19 protein-coding genes and 1 tRNA gene are annotated in these 23,637 nt (G+C 46.1%); 15 read left to right on the forward strand and 5 right to left on the reverse strand.

Going from position 1 to position 23,637, the window contains the following annotated elements; genetic code table 11:
- Positions 1-109: 109 nt before the first annotated feature.
- The 6 genes from BLU98_RS00690 to BLU98_RS00715 are packed head-to-tail and all read left to right on the forward strand — an operon-like array spanning position 110 to position 9,070.
- Positions 110-3,052: a SusC/RagA family TonB-linked outer membrane protein gene (locus BLU98_RS00690; protein ID WP_257574614.1), complete on the forward strand. Its 2,943-nt coding sequence runs from the start codon at positions 110-112 to the stop codon at positions 3,050-3,052.
- A gap of 51 nt (positions 3,053-3,103) precedes the next feature.
- Complete coding sequence (locus tag BLU98_RS00695) at positions 3,104-4,741, forward strand: RagB/SusD family nutrient uptake outer membrane protein (protein WP_092721330.1); 1,638 nt, start codon at positions 3,104-3,106, stop codon at positions 4,739-4,741.
- Positions 4,742-4,767: 26 nt separating this feature from the next.
- Complete coding sequence (locus tag BLU98_RS00700; protein ID WP_092721897.1) at positions 4,768-5,481, forward strand: 3-keto-disaccharide hydrolase; 714 nt, start codon at positions 4,768-4,770, stop codon at positions 5,479-5,481.
- A 21-nt stretch (positions 5,482-5,502) separates the two neighbouring features.
- The gene (locus BLU98_RS00705; RefSeq protein WP_092721331.1) at positions 5,503-6,843 is read left to right on the forward strand and encodes a Gfo/Idh/MocA family protein; all 1,341 of its coding nucleotides are present in this window, start codon (positions 5,503-5,505) and stop codon (positions 6,841-6,843) included.
- A gap of 12 nt (positions 6,844-6,855) precedes the next feature.
- Positions 6,856-8,067: a Gfo/Idh/MocA family protein gene (locus tag BLU98_RS00710; RefSeq protein WP_092721332.1), complete on the forward strand. Its 1,212-nt coding sequence runs from the start codon at positions 6,856-6,858 to the stop codon at positions 8,065-8,067.
- 34 nt (positions 8,068-8,101) lie between these two features.
- Entirely contained in the window at positions 8,102-9,070 is a 969-nt protein-coding gene (locus BLU98_RS00715; RefSeq protein WP_257574615.1) for an FAD:protein FMN transferase, read from the forward strand.
- Positions 9,071-9,131: 61 nt separating this feature from the next.
- On the opposite strand, the gene dnaK is transcribed toward BLU98_RS00715, so the two are convergent.
- On the reverse strand, positions 9,132-11,042 hold the full coding sequence (gene dnaK, locus BLU98_RS00720; protein WP_092721334.1) for a molecular chaperone DnaK: 1,911 nt from the start codon (positions 11,040-11,042) through the stop codon (positions 9,132-9,134).
- Between the two features lie 278 nt (positions 11,043-11,320).
- Here dnaK and BLU98_RS00725 point away from each other — a divergent pair, with 278 nt between their 5' ends.
- Positions 11,321-13,810: a DUF5686 and carboxypeptidase-like regulatory domain-containing protein gene (locus tag BLU98_RS00725; protein WP_257574617.1), complete on the forward strand. Its 2,490-nt coding sequence runs from the start codon at positions 11,321-11,323 to the stop codon at positions 13,808-13,810.
- Positions 13,811-13,823: 13 nt separating this feature from the next.
- On the opposite strand, the gene BLU98_RS00730 is transcribed toward BLU98_RS00725, so the two are convergent.
- The gene (locus tag BLU98_RS00730) at positions 13,824-14,315 is read right to left on the reverse strand and encodes a GtrA family protein (RefSeq protein ID WP_257574618.1); all 492 of its coding nucleotides are present in this window, start codon (positions 14,313-14,315) and stop codon (positions 13,824-13,826) included.
- Positions 14,316-14,374: 59 nt separating this feature from the next.
- Between BLU98_RS00730 and argS the strand changes: the two genes are divergently transcribed.
- Both argS and BLU98_RS00740 read left to right on the forward strand, forming a co-directional pair.
- Positions 14,375-16,147 carry an arginine--tRNA ligase gene (gene argS, locus BLU98_RS00735; RefSeq protein ID WP_092721901.1) on the forward strand — a complete coding sequence of 591 codons (1,773 nt, stop codon included), beginning with the start codon at positions 14,375-14,377 and terminating at the stop codon, positions 16,145-16,147.
- Positions 16,148-16,189: 42 nt separating this feature from the next.
- Positions 16,190-16,273, forward strand: a tRNA-Leu gene (locus BLU98_RS00740).
- Between the two features lie 51 nt (positions 16,274-16,324).
- Here BLU98_RS00740 and BLU98_RS00745 read toward each other — a convergent pair.
- On the reverse strand, positions 16,325-16,891 hold the full coding sequence (locus BLU98_RS00745) for an ORF6N domain-containing protein (protein WP_092721336.1): 567 nt from the start codon (positions 16,889-16,891) through the stop codon (positions 16,325-16,327).
- A gap of 152 nt (positions 16,892-17,043) precedes the next feature.
- Between BLU98_RS00745 and BLU98_RS00750 the strand changes: the two genes are divergently transcribed.
- Together BLU98_RS00750 and BLU98_RS00755 are read left to right on the forward strand one after the other, a co-directional pair.
- Positions 17,044-18,261 (forward strand): DUF2130 domain-containing protein, encoded by a 1,218-nt coding sequence (locus BLU98_RS00750; protein ID WP_092721337.1) that lies wholly within the window; start codon positions 17,044-17,046, stop codon positions 18,259-18,261.
- On the forward strand, positions 18,254-19,360 hold the full coding sequence (locus BLU98_RS00755; protein ID WP_257574619.1) for a hypothetical protein: 1,107 nt from the start codon (positions 18,254-18,256) through the stop codon (positions 19,358-19,360). The genes BLU98_RS00750 and BLU98_RS00755 overlap by 8 nt, the downstream gene beginning before the upstream one ends.
- On the opposite strand, the gene BLU98_RS00760 is transcribed toward BLU98_RS00755, so the two are convergent.
- The gene (locus BLU98_RS00760) at positions 19,357-19,983 is read right to left on the reverse strand and encodes a 4'-phosphopantetheinyl transferase family protein (RefSeq protein WP_092721338.1); all 627 of its coding nucleotides are present in this window, start codon (positions 19,981-19,983) and stop codon (positions 19,357-19,359) included. The genes BLU98_RS00755 and BLU98_RS00760 overlap by 4 nt on opposite strands.
- A 68-nt stretch (positions 19,984-20,051) precedes the next feature.
- Between BLU98_RS00760 and dcd the strand changes: the two genes are divergently transcribed.
- A complete protein-coding gene (gene dcd, locus BLU98_RS00765; RefSeq protein ID WP_092721906.1) occupies positions 20,052-20,588 on the forward strand; it encodes a dCTP deaminase in 537 nt (178 codons plus the stop codon).
- On the opposite strand, the gene BLU98_RS00770 is transcribed toward dcd, so the two are convergent.
- Positions 20,585-21,703, reverse strand: coding sequence for a DUF3810 domain-containing protein (locus tag BLU98_RS00770; RefSeq protein WP_092721339.1), 1,119 nt, complete (start codon positions 21,701-21,703; stop codon positions 20,585-20,587). The two genes, dcd and BLU98_RS00770, sit on opposite strands and share 4 nt — an antisense overlap.
- Before the next feature lie 124 nt (positions 21,704-21,827).
- On the opposite strand from BLU98_RS00770, the gene BLU98_RS00775 reads away from it, so the two are divergent.
- From BLU98_RS00775 to plsX, 3 genes are read left to right on the forward strand one after another with little or no spacing between them, the layout of a single operon-like run.
- Positions 21,828-22,373, forward strand: coding sequence for a YceD family protein (locus tag BLU98_RS00775; RefSeq protein ID WP_092721340.1), 546 nt, complete (start codon positions 21,828-21,830; stop codon positions 22,371-22,373).
- A gap of 28 nt (positions 22,374-22,401) precedes the next feature.
- Complete coding sequence (rpmF, locus tag BLU98_RS00780) at positions 22,402-22,596, forward strand: 50S ribosomal protein L32 (RefSeq protein WP_026769828.1); 195 nt, start codon at positions 22,402-22,404, stop codon at positions 22,594-22,596.
- 35 nt (positions 22,597-22,631) lie between these two features.
- Positions 22,632-23,573 carry a phosphate acyltransferase PlsX gene (gene plsX, locus BLU98_RS00785; RefSeq protein WP_092721341.1) on the forward strand — a complete coding sequence of 314 codons (942 nt, stop codon included), beginning with the start codon at positions 22,632-22,634 and terminating at the stop codon, positions 23,571-23,573.
- The last annotated feature ends 64 nt before the right edge of the window (positions 23,574-23,637 follow it).

Here is a 23,637-nt window from a genome sequence, read left to right on the forward strand (position 1 = left end):
TAACAATTCATTCGTTATCTGTTGACAAGTTCAAAAAATGACCGGGTCTAATTTGGGCCAACGATCACTGCTTAACCGGCTTAAACTAGTCAACCAATTACCCCGGCATATGAAAAGAAGAACTACATGCTACATCCATTTCTGCTTTCCGGCACTATTCGTGCTACTGCTGGCAGCCTTTCCGGCGCTGGCGCAGAACAAAACGGTCACCGGTAAAGTGACCGATGCAAAAGATAACAGGGCACTCGAAGCCGTTACTGTTATTGTCAAAGACTCGAAGCTCGCCACACAGACCAGGTCAGACGGCAGCTTCAGTATCAGCGTCCCTGCCAACACCAAATACCTGAACTTCTCGGCCATCGGCTATGAAACACAACAGGTGCAATTGGGGGCTTCGCTCACATTAGCTATTGCAATGGTGCAGACCGAAAAATCCATCGAAGACGTGGTGGTGATCGGTTATGGTGTAACCCGTAAAACAGACGTTACCAGCGCCATCACCAGCGTCAAAGAAAAAGATTTCAACAAAGGCGCTGTGATCTCGCCCATGTCCCTCGTACAGGGAAAGGTGCCAGGTCTGGTAATCGTTAACAGCAACGGTACCGATCCAAACGGACAATCCTCCATGCAGTTGCGTGGTGTATCTACACTGAAAGGCAGCACCTCTCCTTTCGTGGTAATCGATGGTGTACCGGGCGGTAACCTCAACAACCTTTCACCCGAAGACGTTGAATCGATCGATGTGCTCCGCGATGGTTCGGCGGCCGCCATTTATGGAACCAGGGGAAGCAATGGTGTGATCATTGTGACCACCAAACGTGCTAAAAGCGGTACTGCTTCTTTCAATTACGACAGCTATGTTTACACCGATATTCCCAAAAAGTTTCCGGCGGTGTTAACAGCCGAACAATACAGGGCTTATGCCGATGTATATAAACGCACCAACCCCACATTTGTACTGAATGATGGAGGTGCCAGCACCGACTGGTTCAAAGTATTGTCCAAGACACCGGTTAGCCAGGTGCATAATTTTTCTGTTTCTTCCGGTACCGACAAATCTACTATCCGCGCAGCCGTATCGATTCGCAACCTCGATGGTATTGCCATCAGTACCTGGCGCAAGATCGTGAATACCCGATTGAGCTTTACCCAAAAAGCGCTGGACAACAAGCTCTCTATCCAGGGTAATATCGCCACTTCTTTTCTCAATTACCTGAACAGCGATAATACCATTTATGGTGATGCGATGGACCGCAACCCAACTTTCCCCGTATTCAATCCGGATGGTTCTTATTTTGAAGATCCGCTCGACAGCAAAGGCAACCCTTACGCGCGCCGCATGCAAACCGAAGATGGTGAAAGGATCAAACACATCAACGGAAGTGTGAAAGCAACACTGGATCTCATGCCCAACCTCAAAGCTTCCGGCTTCTTTGCTTTCCAGCGCAGGGATGCTATTTCATACTATTATCAATCGCGCGACGCTTTCTTAAGCCGTATCAACGGTCAGAATGGCAATGCAAGCCGCAGCACTTCTTTCAGCTATGACCGTACTTTCGAATACACACTGGATTATAACAAACGATTGGGTAAACACAGCCTGAGCGCTCTGGCCGGTTACAGTTATCAGGATTTCATGAGTGAAGATTTCAATGCTTCCAACAGGAACTTCCTCACAGATGCATTCAGTTATAACAACCTCGGCGCAGGCCAGGCTTTTGCAGCAGGTACGGCTGGTGCCGGTCTCGGAAGCGGAAAAAGTTCCAGCACCCTCATCGCTTTCTTTGGCCGCGGGATTTACAATTACAATGAAAAATATTTGCTGACCGCTTCCTTACGAAGGGAAGGTTCCTCCAAGTTTGGCATTAACCACAAATGGGGATTGTTCCCCGCTGTAAGCCTTGGATGGCGCATCAGCAGGGAATCTTTCATGCCGGAAAAAGGATTGTTCGAAGACCTGAAATTACGCCTCGGTTATGGTGTTACCGGTAACCAGGAAGGTATCGGTGCTTATAATTCACTGGCTACGCTGAGTACAGGCGCTTCCTTTTTGTGGGACAACACCTTCGTTCCAACTTATGGCGCCAGCCGCAATCCCAATCCCGATCTGCGCTGGGAAAAGAAAACAGAATATAACCTGGGTATCGACTTCGCACTGCGCGGCGGAAAAGTGAGCGGTAGCATCGATCTCTATAGTCGCGAAACTTCCGATCTGCTCCTCGACGCTACTGCGCCCGTGCCTTCCCTCATACACCAGACCATTTTGGTAAACCTGGGTAAGATGCGAAACAGAGGTGTGGAACTGGCTTTGAACCTCAAGCTGATTGAGAATAAGAAGTTCAGCTGGACAAACAGCCTTACCTTCTCTTATAACGACAATCTCCTGCAATCGGTAACTTATGGAGCTTCCACCAGTGCGCCGGTAGATCATTACAGCCTGCCGCAAAACATGGGTTCTGCTTTCAGAAGAGAAGTGGGTCAGCCTATCGGTAATTTCTATGGCAAAGTCTTTAAAGACTTCGACGTACAAAACAACAAGTGGATATTCTATACACAGGCAGAAGACCCTGCATTGGACGCACAGAATAAAAAGATCATCGGCAACGGTATGCCCAAAATGTTCGCAGGCATGTCGAACAATCTTTCTTATGGCCGCTTTGACATGACCGTATTCCTTCGTGGCACTTTCATGTTTGACCTGCTTAACATCATGGACCTCGTATATACCAACAGGGCCCGTTATTCTAACAATTTCCTGCAGAAAGGGTTGGACATTCCTATTTCCTCTTATGCTTATTCTAACTATTTTATAGAAAAAGGAGATTTCGTAAAGCTGGATAACCTCACTATGGGCTATACCATCAACACAGGCAAGATCAAATACCTGAAAAAAGCAAGGGTATATGCATCGGGACAAAACCTGCTCACATTCACCAAGTTTTCGGGAAGAGACCCGGATATACAAGTGAATGGATTGGAACCCGGTCTGGCAATGATGAATTTCTATCCGAGAGCCACCACACTGACCCTGGGTATCAGTCTCGGTTTTTAATGTAACCAGGCTTTATGACATCAACCATTATTCAGATCACAATCGTTCATTATGAAAAAAATATTTTCCAATAAAAGAAACCGCTGCCTCATTATGGCATCGGTCTTCATAGGCTGCCTGTGCTCTTCTCTCTCCTGCACCAAGCTCGATGAAACCGTTTACAGCAGCATCACAGCAGGCTCTTTCTTCAAAACAAGAGAAGAAGTGATTGCCAATTATATCCGCCCGTTTTCGCATATCGTGGGCAGTTATGAATACCGTATCTGGCATTTGAATACCCTCACCACTGATGAAACTTCGATGCCATACAAAGACGGCACCCCTCCTGCCGACGGAGGTGATCAGATCGTAGGGCTGCACTGGCACACCTGGACCAAAGACGACAGCGAAATTAAAAATACCTTCGATGCCCTGTACAGAGGCGTGGGTTATACAAACGCTACCATTGAAAACATGGAGGGAGTGGATTTCGATAAATTGCGCGTTGGGCTGGACAAGCAATCGGTATTGGCCGAGTTGAAGATTTATCGTGCCTGGTATTATTTCATGATCATGGATATGTTCGGCAACGTTCCCATTGTGGAGAAAGTTGGCGAGCCCCTGTATCCGCCCACTTCAGAGCGCAAAGATGTCTTTGCTTATGTTGAAAAACAGATACTGGATAATATGGACAAGCTGGCAGACAAAGGTACTCCCAATACCTACGGTCATATAACCAAAGCCGCTGCCTGGGCTTTGCTGGCCAAGTTGTACCTCAATGCAGAAATTTATACAGGCAAGCTTACAGCAAACGGTTTACAGCCCGGCACTGCGCGTTGGGACGATTGCATCAAGTATTGCGATAAAGTATTGAATTATACCGGCGGCGGCGGTTACCAGCTCGATGCAAACTGGAACGATCCGTTCAAGATCAAAAATGAATTGTCAAAAGAAAATATTTTTGTGGTGGTATATGATACTACTTATGCAACGGAAATGCGCTGGAACTATAAAAACCTGCATCCCGAACACCAGAAGACTTACGGTTTTGGTTTCGCTCCTGTTAACCGCGCTATGACACATAATAATTTCTACAAATTGTTTGGCAATACCGATAAACGCCAGCAGCAGTGGCTGGTAGGTCCGCAGTTTGCAGCAGACGGCGTAACCCCATTGAAATGCCTCACCGGTGCACAAAAGGGCAAGCCCCTTGTATTGGATCCTTTATTTGTGAACGCGCCCGGCGATACGGCTACAATGCTTACCGCCAAAGAATTTCATGGCGCCCGGAATATCAAATATGAGTTGCAGAAAGGAAGCAAGATCAGCCAGATGAGCAATGATGCACCTGTATTCCGCCTGGCAGATATTTATTTGATGAAAGCAGAGGCCCTGATGCGTAAAAACGGCGGCGCAGCCAATACCGAAGCCGTGAACATGGTCAATACCATGCGCGCGCGTTGTTTTTCCACCACCGATCCGTTGGCCAAATACACCACATCTACTTTAACGCTCAATGAATTGCTCAACGAGCGTGCCCGTGAATTTGCATGGGAAGGTTGGCGCAGGAATGATTTGATCCGTTTCAATAAATTTACATCGGGAACCTGGTGGGATAAGAAACCATCCGAAGCATGGCGTATCGTATTCCCAATACCCAGTGTTTCTATCAGTATCAATCCTAACCTCAAACAAAATCCTGGTTATTAATGCAACACCATTCATATTTTATTTTTATGACAAACAAAACAAAGTTTTATTGCCTGGTATTCATTTCCTGTTTCATTACTACAACTGTGTTTGCACAGGTTCCCCGGTTAACGAAAAAAGAACAACGCCAGGGTTGGCAATTATTGTTTGATGGCACCAGTTCCAAAGGATGGCAAAAATCCAATGGACAACCCTTTCCGCAAAAAGGATGGGTAATGAATGATGGGGTATTGAGTACAGATACTACTGCCGGAAAAGGAAGAGGCGGCGATATCGTAACAGAAGAATTGTTTACTAACTTTGAATTGACCCTGGAATTTAAAATAGTGCCTGGTTCCAACAGCGGTATCAAGTACTTTTTATTACCGAAAAGTTCTTTGGGATGTGAATTCCAGATCCTGGATGATGAACGCCACCCCGATGCCAAACTAGGCATCAATGGCAATCGCAAACAGGGAGGTTTGTACGACCTGATCGCACCCGACGCAAATAAGCAAGACATGTCGGTGGGAGAATGGAACCGGGCCCGCATTATTGTAAAAGGCAATCATGTGGAGCACTGGCTCAATGGAAAGAAGACGGTGGAATACGAGCGCGGCAGTGAGGCTTTCAAAAAACTGGTGGCCGGCAGCAAGTATAAAAACATCAAAGGTTTTAGTGAACCTACCCAATCTCCCATCCTCTTACAGGATCACGGAGATATGGTATCATTCAGGAATATCAAAATCAGAAAATTATAACTATTTTAAACAACGCCATTCATGAAAAAATCGAGAAGAACATTCATCAGGGATATGGGTATGGGCTCTGCAGGCATTGCCATTGGCGGCCTGGGGCTCGGATTTACCTCTAAGAGTTATGCCAACATTGTTGGCTCTAATGAGCGGTTACGGGTAGCTGTTATAGGCACCAATGGCCGTGGCCTCGCGCATATCGGCGCCTTCGGCAAGGTGAAGAATACAGAAGTTGCCTTTTTGTGCGATGTAGACGATAAGGCCCTGAACAAAGGATTGGATTTTGCCGAAAAGAAAATAGGCAAGCGTCCGGCTACTACCAAGGATCTCCGCACGCTGTTGAGCAATAAGGACATCGACGCCCTCTCCATTGCCATGCCCGACCACTGGCACGCACCGGCCACTATTCTCTGCTGCCAGGCGGGTAAACACGTATATGTAGAAAAGCCCCTCAGCCATAACCCTCATGAAGGCGAGTTGGCCGTACAGGCAGCAAGAAAATACAAACGCGTAGTACAGATGGGCAGCCAGCGTCGCTCATGGCCTGTGCTTACCGAAGGTATCACAGCATTACACGGTGGCGTGATTGGCAAAGTACACATGGCCAAAGCCTGGTACACCAATAGCCGCGGCAGCATTGGTATCGGGAAAACAGCACCCGTACCAGCCGGACTGGATTATGAATTATGGCAAGGCCCCGCTCCCCGCGTACCTTTCCGCGATAACCTGATCCATTACAACTGGCACTGGTTCTGGCATTGGGGTACCGGTGAAGCGCTGAACAACGGTACGCATGAAATTGATGTGATCAGGTGGGGACTCGGCGTAGACTATCCCCTGCGCGTAAACTCTGTAGGCGGCAGGTATTATTTCAAAGACGACTGGGAAACACCCGATACACAGATCATTACTTTCGATTGCCCAGGCGAAACATCTGTAATATGGGAAGGACGCAGTTGCAACAGCCGCCTGGTAGAAGGCGAAGACCGCGGCGTAATTTTTTATGGCGAAGGTGGCAGCATGAGCACAGGGGGCAACAGCTACATCATATATGATAAAAAGAATAAAGTGGTGAAAGAAGTAAAATCCAACATCGAGATCGATGGACGTAATACGTTGAGTCCGAGTGAAGGCCTCGACGTGGTGCATTTTGCAAACTTTGTTGATGCTATCCGCGATAATAAATTGCCCAATGCCGATGTGGAAACCGGTTATAAGAGTACTTTATGGGTACAATTGGGTAATATTGCTCAACGGGTGGGATATACTTTGAATATCGACCAACACAATGGCCATATCTTAGACAATCCAAAAGCATCCAAACTCTGGAGAAGAGAGTATGAAAGAGGATGGGAACCCAAAATTTGATTTGTCATTGTTATGAGCCGAAGAAGTTTTATTAAAAAGACCACTGTACTTACCGGTGGTCTTTTGTTACACAACAGTATGATGAAAGCCTTTGCCCTGGATGCCGACCACCGCATCAACCTTGGTGTGATCGGTTGTGGAGACCGCGGTAAAGGCATCATGCAGATTCTGAAAGAACTGCCCACGAAATTCAATATCGTCGCCATTTGTGATGTGCTGGATTTCAGATTGAAAGAAACCGAAAAGGTATTGCCCGCCGGATCTGTACAATCAGTGAAGCAGTACAAAGATCATCACCAGTTGCTCGATGATAAAAACGTTGAAGCTGTGATCATTGCGGTGCCTTTGAACCTGCATTTCAACCTTGCCAAAGATGCATTGGAAGCAGGCAAACAAGTATACCTGGAAAAAACAATGACCTACAATATTCCCCAGGCAGCCAGCCTGATCAACATTGCAGGTAATTATCCCAAACAGGTATTACAGATAGGCCACCAATACCGCTACACCCCATTGTATTATAAAGTAAAGGAAATGATCGAGAAGGGTTACCTGGGTAAGGTAACGCAGATCGATTGCCGCTGGGACCGTAACTGGGACTGGCGCAGGCCCGTACCCGATCCTTCACTCGAAAGAAAGATCAACTGGCGCATGTATAAAGAGTTTTCAGGTGGATTGCCAGCTGAATTATTATCACACCAGATCGATTTTATCAATTGGGCATTCAATACCCACCCTACTACTATTGTGGGCACCGGTGGTATTGATTTTTACAAAGACGGAAGGGAAACCTACGATAATGTACAGGCTGTACTGCGCTATGGCAAAGAAGGCATGATCGGTAATTTCGGCGCTACCTGTGCCAATGCGAGGGAAGGTTATATTTTCAAACTGAAAGGAAACAAAGGCACCGTATCATTGCTGGTCAATGAAGGCGTATTTTATCCTGAAGCGCAGACACGCAAAGAATTACAAACTGTAGACGGTGTAACAGGTGCTACCAAGATCACCTGGAACAAAGACGGCGGCATGCCCATTCTTACCGAACCAACCAAAGATGGTACGTATTATGCGATGGTTGATTTTCACAAGTCCATCGTGCAAAAGCAAAGTCCCGCTTCCAATGTAATGACGGGCGCCAGAACGGCGGTATGTGTGCACCTGGCCAATGAAGCCATCTACACCAACACCGTACAGCAATGGAAACCGGAATATAATTTCTAAGATGTATCGTCTGTTGCTTTTTTTAATGCTTTTAATGCAGGTCTCTTTTATTCAAAAGCCTGCATTAAAAGCATTTCATTTGGAAGGATATGCACAGGGTACTACCTATCATATCACTTACTATCATACCCATGCTATCATTCGTCAAGTTGCTATCGACAGTATCCTCAATGGTATCGACAGTTCGCTTTCACTTTACAAACCTTATTCACTGATCAACCGGTTCAATCGCTCGACGGAAGGTATTTCCACCGATCATTACCTGAAAACAGTTGTTGCGAAATCTTTTGAGATCTATAAGGAAACAGGCGGCCTATTCGACGTTACCGTACAGCCGCTTGTAGAAGCCTGGGGATTTGGAGTGAAGCATCCGGACAGCCTGCCCGACTCTGCACGCATCAGCGCATTGTTGAAATGTGTAGGCACCGGCAAACTATCACTCAAAAATAATTACCTGCACAAGAGCCTGCCCTGTGTGAAGATCGACCTCAACGGAATAGCCCAGGGTTATACTGCAGATGTGCTGGCCAATTACCTGAGATCGAAAGGCATTCAAAACTTCCTGGCAGAAATTGGCGGAGAACTGGTAGTCAGTGGCCGCAGGCAGCCAGGTAGTGAAAAAATGTCGGTGGGCATTGAAGCGCCGGGCAACGATCCGTATGAACCGGCTCCCTACCAAAGGATCGTTCATTTAGATCATGGGGCACTCACTACCTCTGGTAATTACCGTAAATTCTATGAAAGTGGCGCCAAAAAAATCAATCACCTCATTGATCCGCATACGGGTTATTCTTTTCAAACAGACCTGATCAGTGTTACCGTATGGGCTAAGGATGGCATTACTGCCGATGGTTATGATAATGCGCTGATGGGCATGGGGCTGAAAAAGGCCATGGAATTTGTGGAACGTAAAAAAGATCTGGGCGCTTATTTTATTTATACCACTCCCGATGGCGTTGTGCACGATACTGCCACCCATTCTTTCTATACATTATTGCAATAAAAACTTTGCCCTGGGCTTAAGCCTAGGGCAAAGTTTTTATTGTTATCATTTCAAAGAAACATTATTTCACTTCTTCAAACTGTGCGTCTTCCACAGTATCGCTTCCGCCTGCTTGTGCGTTTGAACCGGCATTGGCTTGTGCACCTCCTTCTGCCTGTCCGCCTGCAGCCTGCTGCGCCTTGTAAATTTCTTCACTGGCGGCAGTCCATGCATTATTCATCTCTGTCATAGCTGCATCTACAGCCGCTACATCCTGGCTCTTATGCGCTTCTTTCAGCTTGGCAAGTGCTGCTTCAATTGGCGCTTTTTTATCGGCCGGAATCTTATCGCCAAACTCTTTGAATTGCTTCTCAGTTTGGAAGATCAGGCTGTCGGCCTGGTTCAGTTTTTCCACTTTATCGCGGGCTTCTTTATCAGATGCTTCATTGGCTTTTGCTTCGGCCTTCATTTTTTCAATTTCTTCTTTGCTCAAACCACTACCCGCTTCGATGCGTATCTTCTGTTCTTTGCCAGTGCCCTTGTCTTTTGCACTCACATGCAGCAAACCGTTGGCATCGATATCGAAAGTCACTTCGATCTGGGGCACGCCTCTTGGAGCCGGTGGAATACCATCGAGGTTGAATATACCCAGGCTCTTGTTCAGGTTGGCCATCGGGCGCTCTCCCTGCAATACATGGATCTGTACACCCGGTTGGTTATCGCTGGCTGTAGAGAATATTTCTGTTTTCTTGGTAGGGATGGTCGTATTAGAAGGAATCATCACTGTCATTACACCACCCATGGTTTCGATACCCAAACCAAGCGGCGTAACGTCGAGCAGCAATACATCTTTCACTTCACCTGTTAATACCGCACCCTGGATGGCAGCACCTACGGCTACTACTTCATCGGGGTTTACGCCTTTATTGGGTTTCTTACCAAAGAATTTCTCTACGATCTCCTGCACTTTAGGGATACGGGTAGAACCACCCACCAGGATCACTTCATCGATCTGTGAAGTGCTATAGCCTGCATCTTTCAATGCCGCTTCACAAGGTTTCAGGCAGCGGGCAAACAGGTTGTCTGCCAGTTGCTCGAATTTGGCACGGCTCAGCTTCAGCACCAGGTGTTTGGGAACGCCGTCCACCGCAGTGATATAAGGCAGGTTGATCTCTGTTTCTGCAGAAGAGCTTAACTCGATCTTCGCTTTTTCAGCAGCTTCTTTCAAACGCTGCAGGGCCATCGGGTCTTTGCGCAGGTCGATGGCTTCCTGGCTTTTGAACTCATCAGCCAGCCAGTCCATGATCACTTTGTCGAAGTCGTCACCACCCAGGTGCGTATCACCATTGGTTGATTTCACTTCAAAAACGCCATCACCCAGTTCCAGGATGGAGATATCGAAAGTACCACCACCCAGGTCGAACACGGCAATTTTCTGATCGGCATGTTTTTTATCGAGGCCATAAGCCAGCGCAGCCGCTGTAGGTTCATTCACAATACGACGTACATTCAGACCGGCGATCTCACCTGCTTCTTTGGTAGCCTGACGCTGTGCGTCGTTAAAATAAGCCGGAACAGTGATCACCGCTTCGGTCACTTCCTGTCCGAGATAGTCTTCTGCCGTTTTCTTCATTTTCTGAAGGATCATGGCAGATATCTCCTGGGGAGTATACAAACGGTCTTCGATAGCTACCCGAACGGTATTATTGTCACCTTTTGCCACTTTATAGCTCCAGTGACTGATTTCTTCGGTCACTTCGTCGTGCCGGCGCCCCATGAAACGCTTCACACTGGTGATGGTATGCTGGGGGTTGGTAATAGCCTGGCGCTTGGCAGGATCTCCTACTTTACGCTCGCCATTCTTCAAAAATGCCACTACGGAAGGGGTAGTCCTACGCCCTTCGTCATTGGCTATCACTACGGGCTCGTTACCTTCCATAACGGCCACACAACTATTGGTTGTTCCAAGGTCAATTCCTATTATTTTACCCATGTCTTTATGAATTTCGGATTAATAATCGCTTTATTCTGGTCAATGACCATGCCATCAAGCTTAAAATGCAAAATTGTCAGCCAGATATGCAGGGTTTTGTCACATGTGGTTTTTTCAGGAAAAAAAACCTTAATTTTAATTTGTTCTTAATTGTTAGTAGATCCTATATCCCGGTTGACCGAGATTAGATAACCCCCGTATACACCCCTGACGTGACGAAAATTGGCTTTTTCTACAAGGCAATGGCTTGCTTTTGTACTATGTTAACCTGTACCATTTTGTGGTCTCAGGACTTGCATACACCCACGCTCAGGGGGCGGGTAATGAGCAATTTCACCAAAGAAACTGTTCCATTTGCCAGTATATTCTGGAAAAAAGCCGGTTTCGGGGTTGTTAGCGATAGCGCCGGCAATTTCACCATCAAACACAGTCCCTTTCATCCGGATACCCTTGCCGTTAGTTATGTGGGGTTCGATGAGCTTCACAAGATCATCAATGACCACAGCAAAGACAGTTCGTTGTTGATATTGTCCTTGTACCAACTGAAAACCGGCAGCTCGGTGGAAGTCAAGTCCAAGTTCAACAAAGGACTTCGCTGGTGGAAAAACATCGTTGCCCATAAAGCAAAGAACAACCCTTACCAGTACCAGAGCTATGCTTATGAACTCTATAATAAAATGGAGATCGACCTTAATAATGTAGATCGCCGTTATTTCGCCGACAAAAAACTACTCAAACCTTTCGCCTTTATACTGGATAATATCGACAGTACCACGGAGACAAAGCCATTCTTGCCGATTTACCTGACAGAAGCTTTATCCGACTACTATTACAGTACCGATCCGCAGAAGATCCGGGAAGAGATCAAGGCTGCCAAGACAGATGGGATGAAAAACGAAAGTATGCTGCAGTTCGTAGGCGGCATGAACCAGAAGATCAATGTTTATTCCGATCAAACACATGCACTGGGTAAAGAGTTCATTAGTCCGCTCAGCACTTTGGGCGACAGGTATTACAACTACCGCGGCGCCGATACCCAGTACATTGGCGGCCAGCGTTATTTTCACCTCTTCTTTACCCCGAAACGCGATGGTGAAAATACGTTCAGCGGCGATTGTTGGATACACGGCAGCAACTGGGGTATCTATCGCATCAACCTGAACATTTCCGCTACTGCCAATATCAACTTTGTAAACAGACTGAGTATTGTACAGGAGTTCAGTTTGCAGTCCGACAGCAACTGGATGTTCTCGAAAGACAAACTCGTGGTTGATTTCTCTCCCCTGGGCAAAGAGAAATTATCGTTCATCGCACGTAAAACAAGCATGTACCGTAATATCCGGGTAAATGATACGAGTATTCTTGCCAAACTGAACGCCAATGCACAGAAGGAAGAAGTAGTGGTGGCTGAGAATGCGCAGGATAAGGATACTGATTTCTGGAATGAGCAAAGGCATGAAGACCTCAGTTCCAATGAACAGAATATCTATAAGATGATGGACACCATCAAAACCATCCCCGCTTTTATTCACTATACCAACACACTTACTTTCCTGCTCGATGGCCATAAAAAACTTGGGGCCGTTGAGATCGGTCCCTGGTACAAATGGGTAAGCGGTAATCAACTGGAGCGTTTCAGGGTTCGCTTTGATCTCGGTACTACAGCAAAGTTCAGCAAATATCTCCGGCTGCATGGTTATTTAGCCTATGGATTCAAGGATAACCGTTTCAAAGGCAGGATGGACGTTACTTACCGTTTGCCAGGCAATCAGGGTATCAGCTTTTTTTCATCTTACACGCACGACCTGGATAATGGCCGCACTCGCTATAACGACGAGGACATCACCACTGATAATATTTTCAGCCAGTTGATCCGTCGTCCGCACATACGTCAGAAATTCCTGGGTGTGGAAGAAACCAAACTGGCCATCACCAAAGAATGGCGTAATAAACTTTCCGCGCAGCCTTTCTTCACTTTTACCAATTATGAGACGTTCAGCCCCTTGCCTGAGAAAAGATTATTAATGAGTCGCCCTAAACAGGTAAGTATTGCAAATGCCGAATTGGGGTTAAAACTCCGTTATGCACCCGGGGAAAAAACCATTGCCCGTCACAGAAAGGAATTGAAATTGAAAAGCGACCTGCCCGTTCTGGAATTGCGCGGTGCTGTGGGTATTGCGGGTTTCCTGGGTTCGGACTATCAATACCGCCGTGTAGGAATAAACATCAGCCAGACCACCCGCATCCCACGCTGGGGCAAGGTCAATTACATGGTGTATGGCGGAAAAGTGTTCTCCAATGAACCACTCCCTTTCATGCTGCTGGAAGTGCATCCCGGAAATGAGGTTTATTATTACAACAAACAATCTTTTAACCTGATGAACAGGTTTGAATACATAAGTGATGAATTTGCAGGCGCTACTCTTGAACACAACCTGGAGAAAAAGTTTTTGAGCCTGTTGCATTTTATGCGAAAAAGCAACATGAGGCAGTTCTGGAATGTTAAAACAGTATGGGGTAATCTCTCTACGGCTAACCAGCGGCTTAATATTCATGACTTCTATTATGAATATCGCATGCGTTCGCTTAGGGGCGGCTTCTATACAGAACTGGGTACCGGCCTGGAAAACATCTTCAAACTATTGCGTATCGATTTTGTATGGCGGTATGCTCCGCTGCGCAATATTCCTGCAGGATCCAACCCGCTCCTCTATAAATCAAACGCCAATGACTTCGGTGTTTTTGGTAGTGTGCGATTACAGTTCTGATAAAACAATTGTATCAGGCCGCCTTGAAAGTAAAATGCTTCTGGGAAACATAACTGAAAGCTACTACGAAGAGCGTAGTGATCAATTTAGATGGTGTAGGATACCAGTGAAGCACATCCACAAATAATTTCAGGAACCCATAGTTCAGGAAAAGGCAACCCAGCACCACCATAAAGTATTTGCCCAATTGTTCGCGCTTGGCAACCGAAGTAGCCTGAAATACTACATACCTGCTCAGGTAAAAACCGATGGGAAATGTTACACAGAACCCGATCAGAAAAGCGGCGATATGTGCTCCGATGGTAAGGAACCCAAAATGAACCGGTTGTTTTTGCAGGATATAATTGTAAGAAATGAAGAACAGGGTAATATCGAGACAGGTATTGAAACCACCGCAAGCCGCATAACGGAAAGTTTGCAATGGCATCATCTTTTGGAACAACGGGTAGAACAGGTCCACCGTGTCGAGGATCAGTTTACGGATATGTTGGTGCAACTTTCGCATCAATGGCGGCGAAGGTAGGGCTTAATTGGTTACTTTTGCAACCCGAAATTGTTAAGCCCATGAACGTTGTTTTAAAGGTTAAGGTAGCCTCGGCACAAGCGCTAAAAGAATTGTACAATATTGATTTACAGCCTCATGACGTTCTGGTCAATGCCACCAAACCCGAGTTCGAGGGCGATTATACGGTGGTACTTTTCAGCTTTATAAAACTGTTAAAAAAAGCGCCGGATGTCCTGGGCCAGGAATTGGGCAGCCATCTGATCAACCGGCATCCTGATCTTTTCAGCGGTTTCAACATCATTAAAGGCTTCCTCAACCTGACGATAGCCGATGGATACTGGCTGCAGTTCATCCAGTCAAATGCAGCTAATCTTTCCTTTGGTGCGAGCGCCTCCACCGGAAGCAAAGTAATGGTGGAATATTCATCCCCCAATACCAATAAACCCCTTCATCTCGGGCACTTGCGGAACAATTTCCTGGGATGGAGTGTAGCAGAAATTCTTAAAACTACCGGTCATGGTATTGTAAAGACCTGTGTAGTGAACGACAGGGGCATTCATATCTGTAAGAGCATGATCGCCTGGCAGTATTTCGGCAACGGCGATACCCCTCAAAGTACGGGTATCAAAGGAGATCATTTTGTGGGGGATTATTATGTGAAGTTCAACGAGGCATACAAAAAGCAGGTAAAGGAACTCGTGGATAGCGGCATGACGGAAGAGTTGGCTGAAAAAGAAGCTCCCATTATGAAAGCCACACAGCAAATGCTGCTCGACTGGGAAGCCGGCAAACCCGAAGTGATGGAGCTCTGGCACAGGATGAATAGCTGGGTATATGAAGGATTCGACATTACTTATCAAAGGATCGGCAGCAATTTTGACAAGGTTTACTATGAGAGCAATACCTACCTGCTGGGTAAAGACCTGGTGGAAGAAGGCTTGTCCAAAGGTGTTTTTGTAAAGAAAGAAGATAACAGTGTGTGGATCGACCTCACCAACGATGGACTGGATGAAAAGCTGGTACAACGGAAAGACGGCACTTCAGTATACATCACACAGGACATAGGGCTTGCCGAACAGAAACAGAAAGAGTTCAATGTAGACCAAAGTATTTATGTGGTAGGTGATGAACAGAATTATCATTTCAAGGTATTGAAGCTGATCTGCCAGAAGCTGGGTCTCCCATCGGCTGATGGTATTTATCATCTGAGCTATGGCATGGTGGAATTGCCTTCGGGTAAGATGAAAAGCCGCGAAGGGACAGTAGTGGATGCAGACGACCTCGTGGATGAAATGGTAAACATAGCCCGGCAGAAAACAGAAGAGTTGGGAAAAGTAAAAGATTTTTCTCCTGCCGAACTTGCCGAACTCTATGACACGATTGGTTTGGGTGCATTAAAATTTTTCCTGTTACGGGTGGACCCCAGGAAAAAAATGATCTTCAATCCCGAAGAGAGCATCGATTTCCATGGGTTTACCGGGCCTTTCATTCAATATACGCATGCCCGTATCAAAAGCGTCTTACGTAAATCTATGCCAGAAGGCAGCAATATCGGCAATAGTCTCCTGCCACTGGAAAAAGCCCTGGCCATAGAATTGGAGCAATTCCCATCTGTATTGCAGGAAGCGGCAAGCGAGCATGATCCGTCTAAAGTGGCCATCTATACTTTTAACCTGGCAAAGACCTTCAGCTCATTCTATACAGAACATTCTATCGGCAATGCCGAAACCGCTGATAAAAAAGAACTGCGCTTACAACTGGCCCAGCTTACGGCGGGTGTTATTAAAAAAGGGATGGCCGTGCTGGGAATAAAAGTACCCGAACGGATGTAATTTTTAGACTGTTTTCCTTTACTTTTGCAGTCCTCAATACTTGCGGAGGTGGCGAAATTGGTAGACGCACTACTTTGAGGTGGTAGCGGGGTAACAGCCGTGGGAGTTCGAATCTCCTCTTCCGCACTATATTGTTTAAAGGAGTTACTTTTCAAGTAGCTCCTTTTTCTTTAGTGATTACGCCTGTGGCTTGAAGCCAATAGGAGTCCGTGGCTTGGGCCTCATCCTTTCTTCCATGATCTCTTTGATCAATTCAAAAATGGTTTCAATTTCTCCATCGTGCATTTTTACATCGTGCCCTATGTTGGACATTTTTTTATCCAGCTGTTCCAATTTCAATAGCATATCCTGGTTAGCTAGTAAAGCTTCTCGTAATCGAACAAAAATGTCGATAATCTTTATACTGACGGCTACCGCTCTGGCGCTTTTTAAAACATTAGCAAGCATTAATACCCCGTGTTCAGTAAAAGCATAAGGCAGTTTTCTCCTTCCTCCCCATCCTGTATCTTCATCCAATCTTGAAGTCGCAATTTGCGACATCAAGATTTCAACCTCCTGATCTGTCAGTTGGAACATGAAATTTTGTGGGAATCTTTCCTGGTTTCGCTTTACCTGTTCATTCAACCTCTTCGTTTCCACACCATAAATATCCGCCAGATCCCTATCCAGCATTACTTTCTGGCCTCGCACCAGGTATATCTTGCTGATAACATGGCTTTCACTTACTATTATTTCATTATCCATTCTTGGGCATTATTATACAGGGTACAACTTAAAGTAAAACCCATCTATTCCAATCAGGTATAAGTACCTGATTACATATGCTTTACCGATCTTTTATATAGGTCCAGGTTTTTTATTCCGCTCCTTAGACTTAATTTGTAAAAAAATAGCAGATGGCTTCATTCATAATAAATTGTCCCAATTGCCACCACCAGTTCGAACCGGGCGATTCTATCCGGGAAGAAGTGGAAAAAGAATTACGGGGCAAAGTGATCGAGTGGCAGAAGAAAAAAGACGAAGAATTCAGGCAGAAAGAGCAGGAAGCGGCCCGGCAACTGGAAACAGAAAAAAAACGCCTGCGGGATGAATTGCAGGACAGTTTGCGTAAGACCATCACTGCCGATTTTGAGAACCAGCTAAAAATGCTGCAACTGGCAGATGCCGATAAAGAAGAGAAGCTGAAAGAGGCAAGAAAAAAAGAACTGGATTTCCTGCAAAAAGAACAGGCGCTGAAAGCAAAAGAAGAAGAGCTGGAACTTTCTGTTCAACGCAGGTTACTGGAAGCAAGAGAACAGTTGAAGGAGCAACTGGTGAAAGAAGAGGCGGAAAAAATGAGTCTCAAAGAGCAGGAATACCAACTGCAATTGAAAGAGTTAGAAAAAAAACTGGAAGACCAGAAAAAGTTGGCCGAAGAAATGCGCCGCAAATCAGAACAAGGCAGCATGCAATTACAGGGTGAAGTACAGGAACTGATGTTGGAAGAACTGCTGGAGGCCGCCTTCCCTTTCGATAAAGTGGAAGAAGTGGGTAAAGGCGTTCGCGGTGCCGACTGTATCCAAACCGTACGCAACCAGTTTGGTAACGAATGTGGCCGCATTATTTATGAAAGCAAGCGCACCAAGGATTTTGCGAACGAATGGATAGAGAAACTGAAAGCAGATATGCGTAACCAGGGAGCCGATGTTGCGGTGATCGTTACCCAGGCCTTACCAAAAGATATGGACCGGTTCGGAGAAAAAGACGGTGTTTATATCTGCACGTTTGCAGAAGTGAGAAGTGTTGCTTTGCTGCTGCGTAATGCCATCCTCCGGATTGCCGATGCCAAAAAAAGCCAGGATAACAAAGGCGATAAAATGGTGATGCTCTACGATTACCTCACCAGCGGAGAATTCGGTGAACAATGGAAAGCCATCCGTGAAGGTTTTATGAGCATCAGGCAGGGCATCCAGAAAGAACGCGACGCCATGGAAAAATTGTGGAAGGCCCGTGAAAAACAACTGGAGAAAGTATTGCTCAACGCCGCACATATCCAGGGCTCTGTAGAAGGTATTGCAGGATCGGATGTAGACCTGAACTTGTTGGACGACAACGATTCTTTATTACTTGAATAGTTTTTTCGGCAATATCGCCCTGGCCGACCAGATGAGCAGGCCTTCACAGAAGAAACCCATTTTTCCTGTAGATGACGCATTGCGCAAATACCTGGTCAAATACGGACGGGAAGTGAATCTGCCGGTAACTTATCGCGACCTGCAACGGTTTACCTATACCGTTCCGCTGAAAGACAAAAAGGGCAATGATACTTCCTGGGAAAAAGTATCGTATGATATGCGCGAATGGGAATTCCTGCGCGAGAATCTGGTACGCATTTATGCGATCCTCAAAACCGAGGGCGACATGAGTTTCAGCAAACACCTCGATGTAGCCAGGATCGACTTTTGTTATTTTGGTAATAGTCAGCCTTTTCGCATACGCATCGTTAATAAATTCAACGACAACTACGATCATTATTATATCAAGCAGGCCGATGCAAGCAGGGTATACGGACTGGAACTGGAACACCTCCTCTCCCCTAACCGAATGACCTATTTCACCAACAATGCCACACTCATCGAAGAACATATACCAGGCATTCCAGGCGATATTTTCATCAACGAATACCTCAATAATTCCAATACCAACCTCATCAGGCTGGCAAAAGAATTTGTGAAATTCAATGAGCGTTGCTTTGTGCAATTATTGGGCGATATGCGTTCCTATAATTTTGTGGTGAACATCACGCCCGATATTGAAGATGTGCAATACCGCATCAGGGCTATTGATTTTGATCAGCAATCTTATGAAGGCCGTAAAAACCTTTACCTGCCGCAGTTCTTCAAAGACAACAGACCCTTTGTGGATATCGTGCAGAAGCACCTCGATCAGTCCTCTATTGCACAATACCAGACCGAAGAGCGTACCATGATGACTTTCAGGCTGGTTTCGGCGCGCTACCGTATGAAAGAGTTGTTGGATATCATGAGTGGAGACCAAATATCCAAACCGGAAAAACTGGAGCAGTTGAAACGGGAACTGGGCGAGCATTTTCAAAACCCGGCTTATTTCTCCAAGTCAAAGACCATGGGTCAGTTGGTCAAGCGCCAGTTAAAGCAAACATTGCAAAAGAACCTGTTGCTGGTGCCCAAGATGAAGAACAGGCAGGATGATTAAGAATACACCCATACCAGGCTCAGGTCGGGACGCAACTGGTAATGCAATGCCAACTCCTTCCTGAAATCATCTTTCTGAAAATGTCCATCAAACAAACCTTCGTGTTTCAGTTCAAAGCTTTTTGTACGCATCACTTCACTAAAATCCACATCCCCACGCCCCCACCATTTGAACATGGCTTCTTTTGCACTCCATAAAAGCGTTAATAACGCAACTTGTTTGTTCAAAGGGTAACTGTTTACAAATGCCAGCTCTTCGGAATGCAGGAACTTGTGTTTGATCTTGTCTACCCGCGGTGTGACCATTTCAATATCAATACCCACCCTGTACCGGCTGCTTACAATGGCCGCCGCATAATCACCACAATGCGAAATAGAAAAGTGGTATTGCTCGAAGGGCAGAAACGGTTTACGCGTGTCGGCTATTTCAATTTCTTCGTGGGGAAAGTCATGGAACAAATAAGGCAGCAGGTAACGACCGGCCAGGTGTTGCAATCTTTTATGCGGATGCGTAATACTACGTTGCAGCGGTACTTTGGCAAGGAAAAAAGATTCGGGCTCTTCAATTTTCCAGACACCCAACCGGGTGGTTTCGTTGATATCTTGTTGATAAAACAGCGGCACGCTTGAATGAATTGACTTTAGATTGCAGATTTAAGATTTATTTGCATTTCAACCATAAAAAACAGAGCATGATCCTGACAGATAAGCGCATTTTAGAGGAAATGGAGAAAGGCACCATCAAAATTGAGCCCTACCGGCGTGAAGACCTGGGCAGTAACAGTTATGATGTGCACCTGGGTAAATGGTTGGCGCGCTATGTAGACAAAGTACTGGATGCAAAAAAACACAACCTCATCGATTATTTTGAAATACCCGACGAAGGATTTGTATTGGAGCCGCATCATTTCTATTTAGGTGTAACCGAAGAGTATACCGAAACCCACGCGCACGTGCCTTTTCTGGAAGGTAAATCTTCTACCGGCCGTCTGGGCATTGACATTCACGCCACTGCCGGTAAGGGTGATGTGGGCTTCTGCGGCAACTGGACCCTCGAAATTTCCTGCAAGCAACCGGTACGCGTGTACAAGGGCATGCCCATTGGTCAGCTGATCTATTTCCCTGTGGAAGGAGAAATTGAAGTGAAATACAACCAGAAAAGCAATGCCAAATACAGCGGCCAGCCCAATAAGCCGGTGGAAAGCATGATGTGGAAGAATAAATTCTAGCTGCCCACACCTTTCTTTCGGTACGCCAATATCCAGCCGATCACTTCATCATAACTCTTCATGCCCTTTTCCTGGCTGTTCATTTTCAGGTATTGGTCGTAGAGACTGTTCATGGCGGGTGAAATGCGGTTGCTGCGCTTACGGAAGAACTCCCTGATCTCGCGCCTGTCTTTTTTCACCAGTGTATCCAACTGGTTGCGATTGTGCTGAATAGCCGCTTCAAAACCTTGGGCATCTTTATCCATTGCATATTGCGCCAGTTGCTCGCCCTGGGCATAAGAAAACAAATCAAGGTAAACGGAATAGCGGAAATAAGGATTGGCGGAATTGGCGGCAGCCAGGAACCCTACAAAATTGGCTTCACTTTCACTGGCATAACCCAACTGGTGCGCCATTTCATGACAAGCCACATAGGGCAGCAAAATACGGGGCACATCTGTTCGCAATTGCGCCTCCCCGCTGAAAGGGTTATAATAGCCCGTGAAACCTATATAATCGGCAACCGGCGTATACAGGCTGGCCTTGACCGATCGCTGGTGATAATCTAAAAAAGGATAGGCATCAGACGCTTGCAGGTATGCATGGTAGGCATCGCGGTAAATGGAATCGATTGAAGGAGCTGGTAATATGGTATCGAACCGGCGACGGTAAGTATTGGCCGAATCGATCAGGTCGCTGGTCAGTTGGTTCAACGCCTGCTGCGAATACGGGAGCTTTTCCAGTTTCAGTTGATAGGCAATGCCGAGACGGTTGTAGTTGAATCCCCATACCAGTTTGAACACAATATAAATGCCCAGCAAAAAATGAATGAAACTTAATAGGCCCTGCAACATCAACGCTTTCGAAAGCCCCTCTCTTTTCAGCCTCATCAGCCATTGAACCAGCCTGACAAATAACCAGCAAGCCAGCAACAGGTAGCCAACATCCCCAATACTGAAAGGTATCCACCTGGTCAGCAGCCGCAAGGTAGAACCGATGGCCGGATAAATACCCTGGCTGTACCAGTACTCAACAAACTGCGGGAAAAAAGAAACCACCAGCAGGCCCAGCGCCAACAAGAGGCGCAGGATGGTTGCCGGGAACAGGGAACGTGTTATCTTTGTACCGGGTTTCATATATGCAAATATGTTATTTTATAACCAATTCAGGTCTGTGAACAAATGAATACCCAGGAAAAGCCAATTTGCTTTGGCATTTCCACCATTTAGCGTTACCTTTGCAAGCCCTTAAAAAAAGGTTATGAGTCATCGGCGGGAATATGAGATAGCGTTCGTGGGTCTGAAACCGGGGATTCATGTATACGAATATAGGGTGGATGATAAGTTCTTTGCACCGTATGGCAAGCAGGATTTCAGCAACTGCGATGCCAATATTAAACTGAGCCTCGATAAAAAAAACGGGTTCATGCAATTGCGGTTTGATATTGACGGCGCCGTGGAAGCTACCTGTGACCGCTGCGGCAATCCTTTGCACTTGCAGTTATGGGATGAGTTTAACATCATTGTCAAGATGGTGGATGAACCCGATACCATGAATGAACAGGAAGACGATCCCGATGTATATTATATCAGCCGGGGTGAAAGTCACCTGTACTTGTCGGGCTGGATATATGAATTCATCAACCTGAGCATCCCACTACAAAAAATATGCGGGGAGGATGAAAAGGGTAAATCCAAATGCAATGCGGAAGTGCTGGAGAAGCTGAAGCAGATGGAAGAAGGAACAAAGAAGGATGACAAGAATACGGTGTGGAAGGGACTGGATCAATTTAAAAACCTGGAATAAACTTTTTTGATACTATAAATTTCGAGATATGCCGAATCCTAAACGCAGACATTCACAGCAGCGCAGCGCTAAAAGAAGAACGCACTATGTTGCACAGGAAGTGACGTTAAGCAAAGACACCACTACAGGTGAAGCCCATGTGCGCCATCGTGCACACGTAAGCGAAGGAAAATTGTTCTATAAAGGAAAACTGGTAGCTGAAAAAGCTCCCCTGAAAGCGTAACCTTTTAGTTCAAATTATATCCTTAGCTTGCTGGCATGAATATAGGCTTAGACATGATGGGCGGAGATTTCGCACCGCTGGAAGCAGTAAAAGGCTTGCAGCTATACCTGTCTGACCATCGCTCTGCCACAAGTTTATATTGCATCGGTGATGAAACCGTTGTTCAGCCTTTACTGGCAGAACACCAGGTTACATCACCCGATTTGCATTTGATACATGCCCCCGAGGTCATCGGGTATCACGAGCACCCTACCAAGGCCCTCAAAGAAAAACAACGTTCTTCCATCGCCATCGGTTTTCATTTACTGGCTACCGGTAAAATCGACGCCTTCATCAGCGCTGGTAATACGGGCGCCATGCTTGTGGGCGCCATGTACAGCATCAAGCCCATCGATGGTGTTCAAAGGCCTACCATTTCCACCATTGTTCCCAAACTGGATGGCAGCACCGGTTTGTTGCTCGATGTAGGACTGAATGCCGATTGCAAGCCGGAACTGTTGAACCAGTTCGCAGTATTGGGTAGTCTGTATGCCCAGCACATCCTCAATATCGAAGATCCAAAAGTAGGTTTGATGAATGTGGGAGAAGAAGAAGGCAAAGGCAACCTGCTGGCACAAGCAGCCTATCCCCTGCTCAAGGAAAACAAATTAATCCATTTCACCGGCAACATTGAAGGCCGCGACATTTTCACCGGCAAAGCCGATGTAATGGTTTGCGATGGTTTTACCGGTAACATCATCCTCAAAATGGCCGAATCCATTTACGATATCGCCCACAAACGTAAACTGGACCAGGACGAATATTTCAGCCGTTTTCATTATGAAAACTACGGCGGTACGCCCGTACTGGGCGTGGCAAAGCCTGTGATCATCGGCCACGGCATCAGCAATGCCAAAGCTTTCAAAAACATGATCGCCGTTGCAGAGAAAATGATCCAGAGTGATCTCTGCGGAAAAATGCTCGAATCATTCAAGTAATGCCTGATTTGATTTGCAGTGCAGGTTTCAGAATGTACACATCAAATCAGATATGACTACATCA

It is taken from the genome of Hydrobacter penzbergensis (assembly GCF_900106985.1).
Classification (GTDB): domain Bacteria; phylum Bacteroidota; class Bacteroidia; order Chitinophagales; family Chitinophagaceae; genus Sediminibacterium; species Sediminibacterium magnilacihabitans.

Excerpts from the sequence above, each read along its gene's own strand:
- BLU98_RS00690 (WP_257574614.1), top strand. The coding sequence starts at position 110 with ATGAAAAGAAGAACTACATGCTACATCCATTTCTGCTTTCCGGCACTA.
- BLU98_RS00695 (WP_092721330.1), top strand. The coding sequence starts at position 3,104 with ATGAAAAAAATATTTTCCAATAAAAGAAACCGCTGCCTCATTATGGCA.
- BLU98_RS00700 (WP_092721897.1), top strand. The coding sequence starts at position 4,768 with ATGACAAACAAAACAAAGTTTTATTGCCTGGTATTCATTTCCTGTTTC.
- BLU98_RS00705 (WP_092721331.1), top strand. The coding sequence starts at position 5,503 with ATGAAAAAATCGAGAAGAACATTCATCAGGGATATGGGTATGGGCTCT.
- BLU98_RS00710 (WP_092721332.1), top strand. The coding sequence starts at position 6,856 with ATGAGCCGAAGAAGTTTTATTAAAAAGACCACTGTACTTACCGGTGGT.
- BLU98_RS00715 (WP_257574615.1), top strand. The coding sequence starts at position 8,102 with ATGCAGGTCTCTTTTATTCAAAAGCCTGCATTAAAAGCATTTCATTTG.
- dnaK (WP_092721334.1), bottom strand. The coding sequence starts at position 11,042 with ATGGGTAAAATAATAGGAATTGACCTTGGAACAACCAATAGTTGTGTG.
- BLU98_RS00730 (WP_257574618.1), bottom strand. The coding sequence starts at position 14,315 with ATGCGAAAGTTGCACCAACATATCCGTAAACTGATCCTCGACACGGTG.
- argS (WP_092721901.1), top strand. The coding sequence starts at position 14,375 with ATGAACGTTGTTTTAAAGGTTAAGGTAGCCTCGGCACAAGCGCTAAAA.
- BLU98_RS00745 (WP_092721336.1), bottom strand. The coding sequence starts at position 16,891 with ATGGATAATGAAATAATAGTAAGTGAAAGCCATGTTATCAGCAAGATA.
- BLU98_RS00750 (WP_092721337.1), top strand. The coding sequence starts at position 17,044 with ATGGCTTCATTCATAATAAATTGTCCCAATTGCCACCACCAGTTCGAA.
- dcd (WP_092721906.1), top strand. The coding sequence starts at position 20,052 with ATGATCCTGACAGATAAGCGCATTTTAGAGGAAATGGAGAAAGGCACC.
- BLU98_RS00770 (WP_092721339.1), bottom strand. The coding sequence starts at position 21,703 with ATGAAACCCGGTACAAAGATAACACGTTCCCTGTTCCCGGCAACCATC.
- BLU98_RS00775 (WP_092721340.1), top strand. The coding sequence starts at position 21,828 with ATGAGTCATCGGCGGGAATATGAGATAGCGTTCGTGGGTCTGAAACCG.
- rpmF (WP_026769828.1), top strand. The coding sequence starts at position 22,402 with ATGCCGAATCCTAAACGCAGACATTCACAGCAGCGCAGCGCTAAAAGA.
- plsX (WP_092721341.1), top strand. The coding sequence starts at position 22,632 with ATGAATATAGGCTTAGACATGATGGGCGGAGATTTCGCACCGCTGGAA.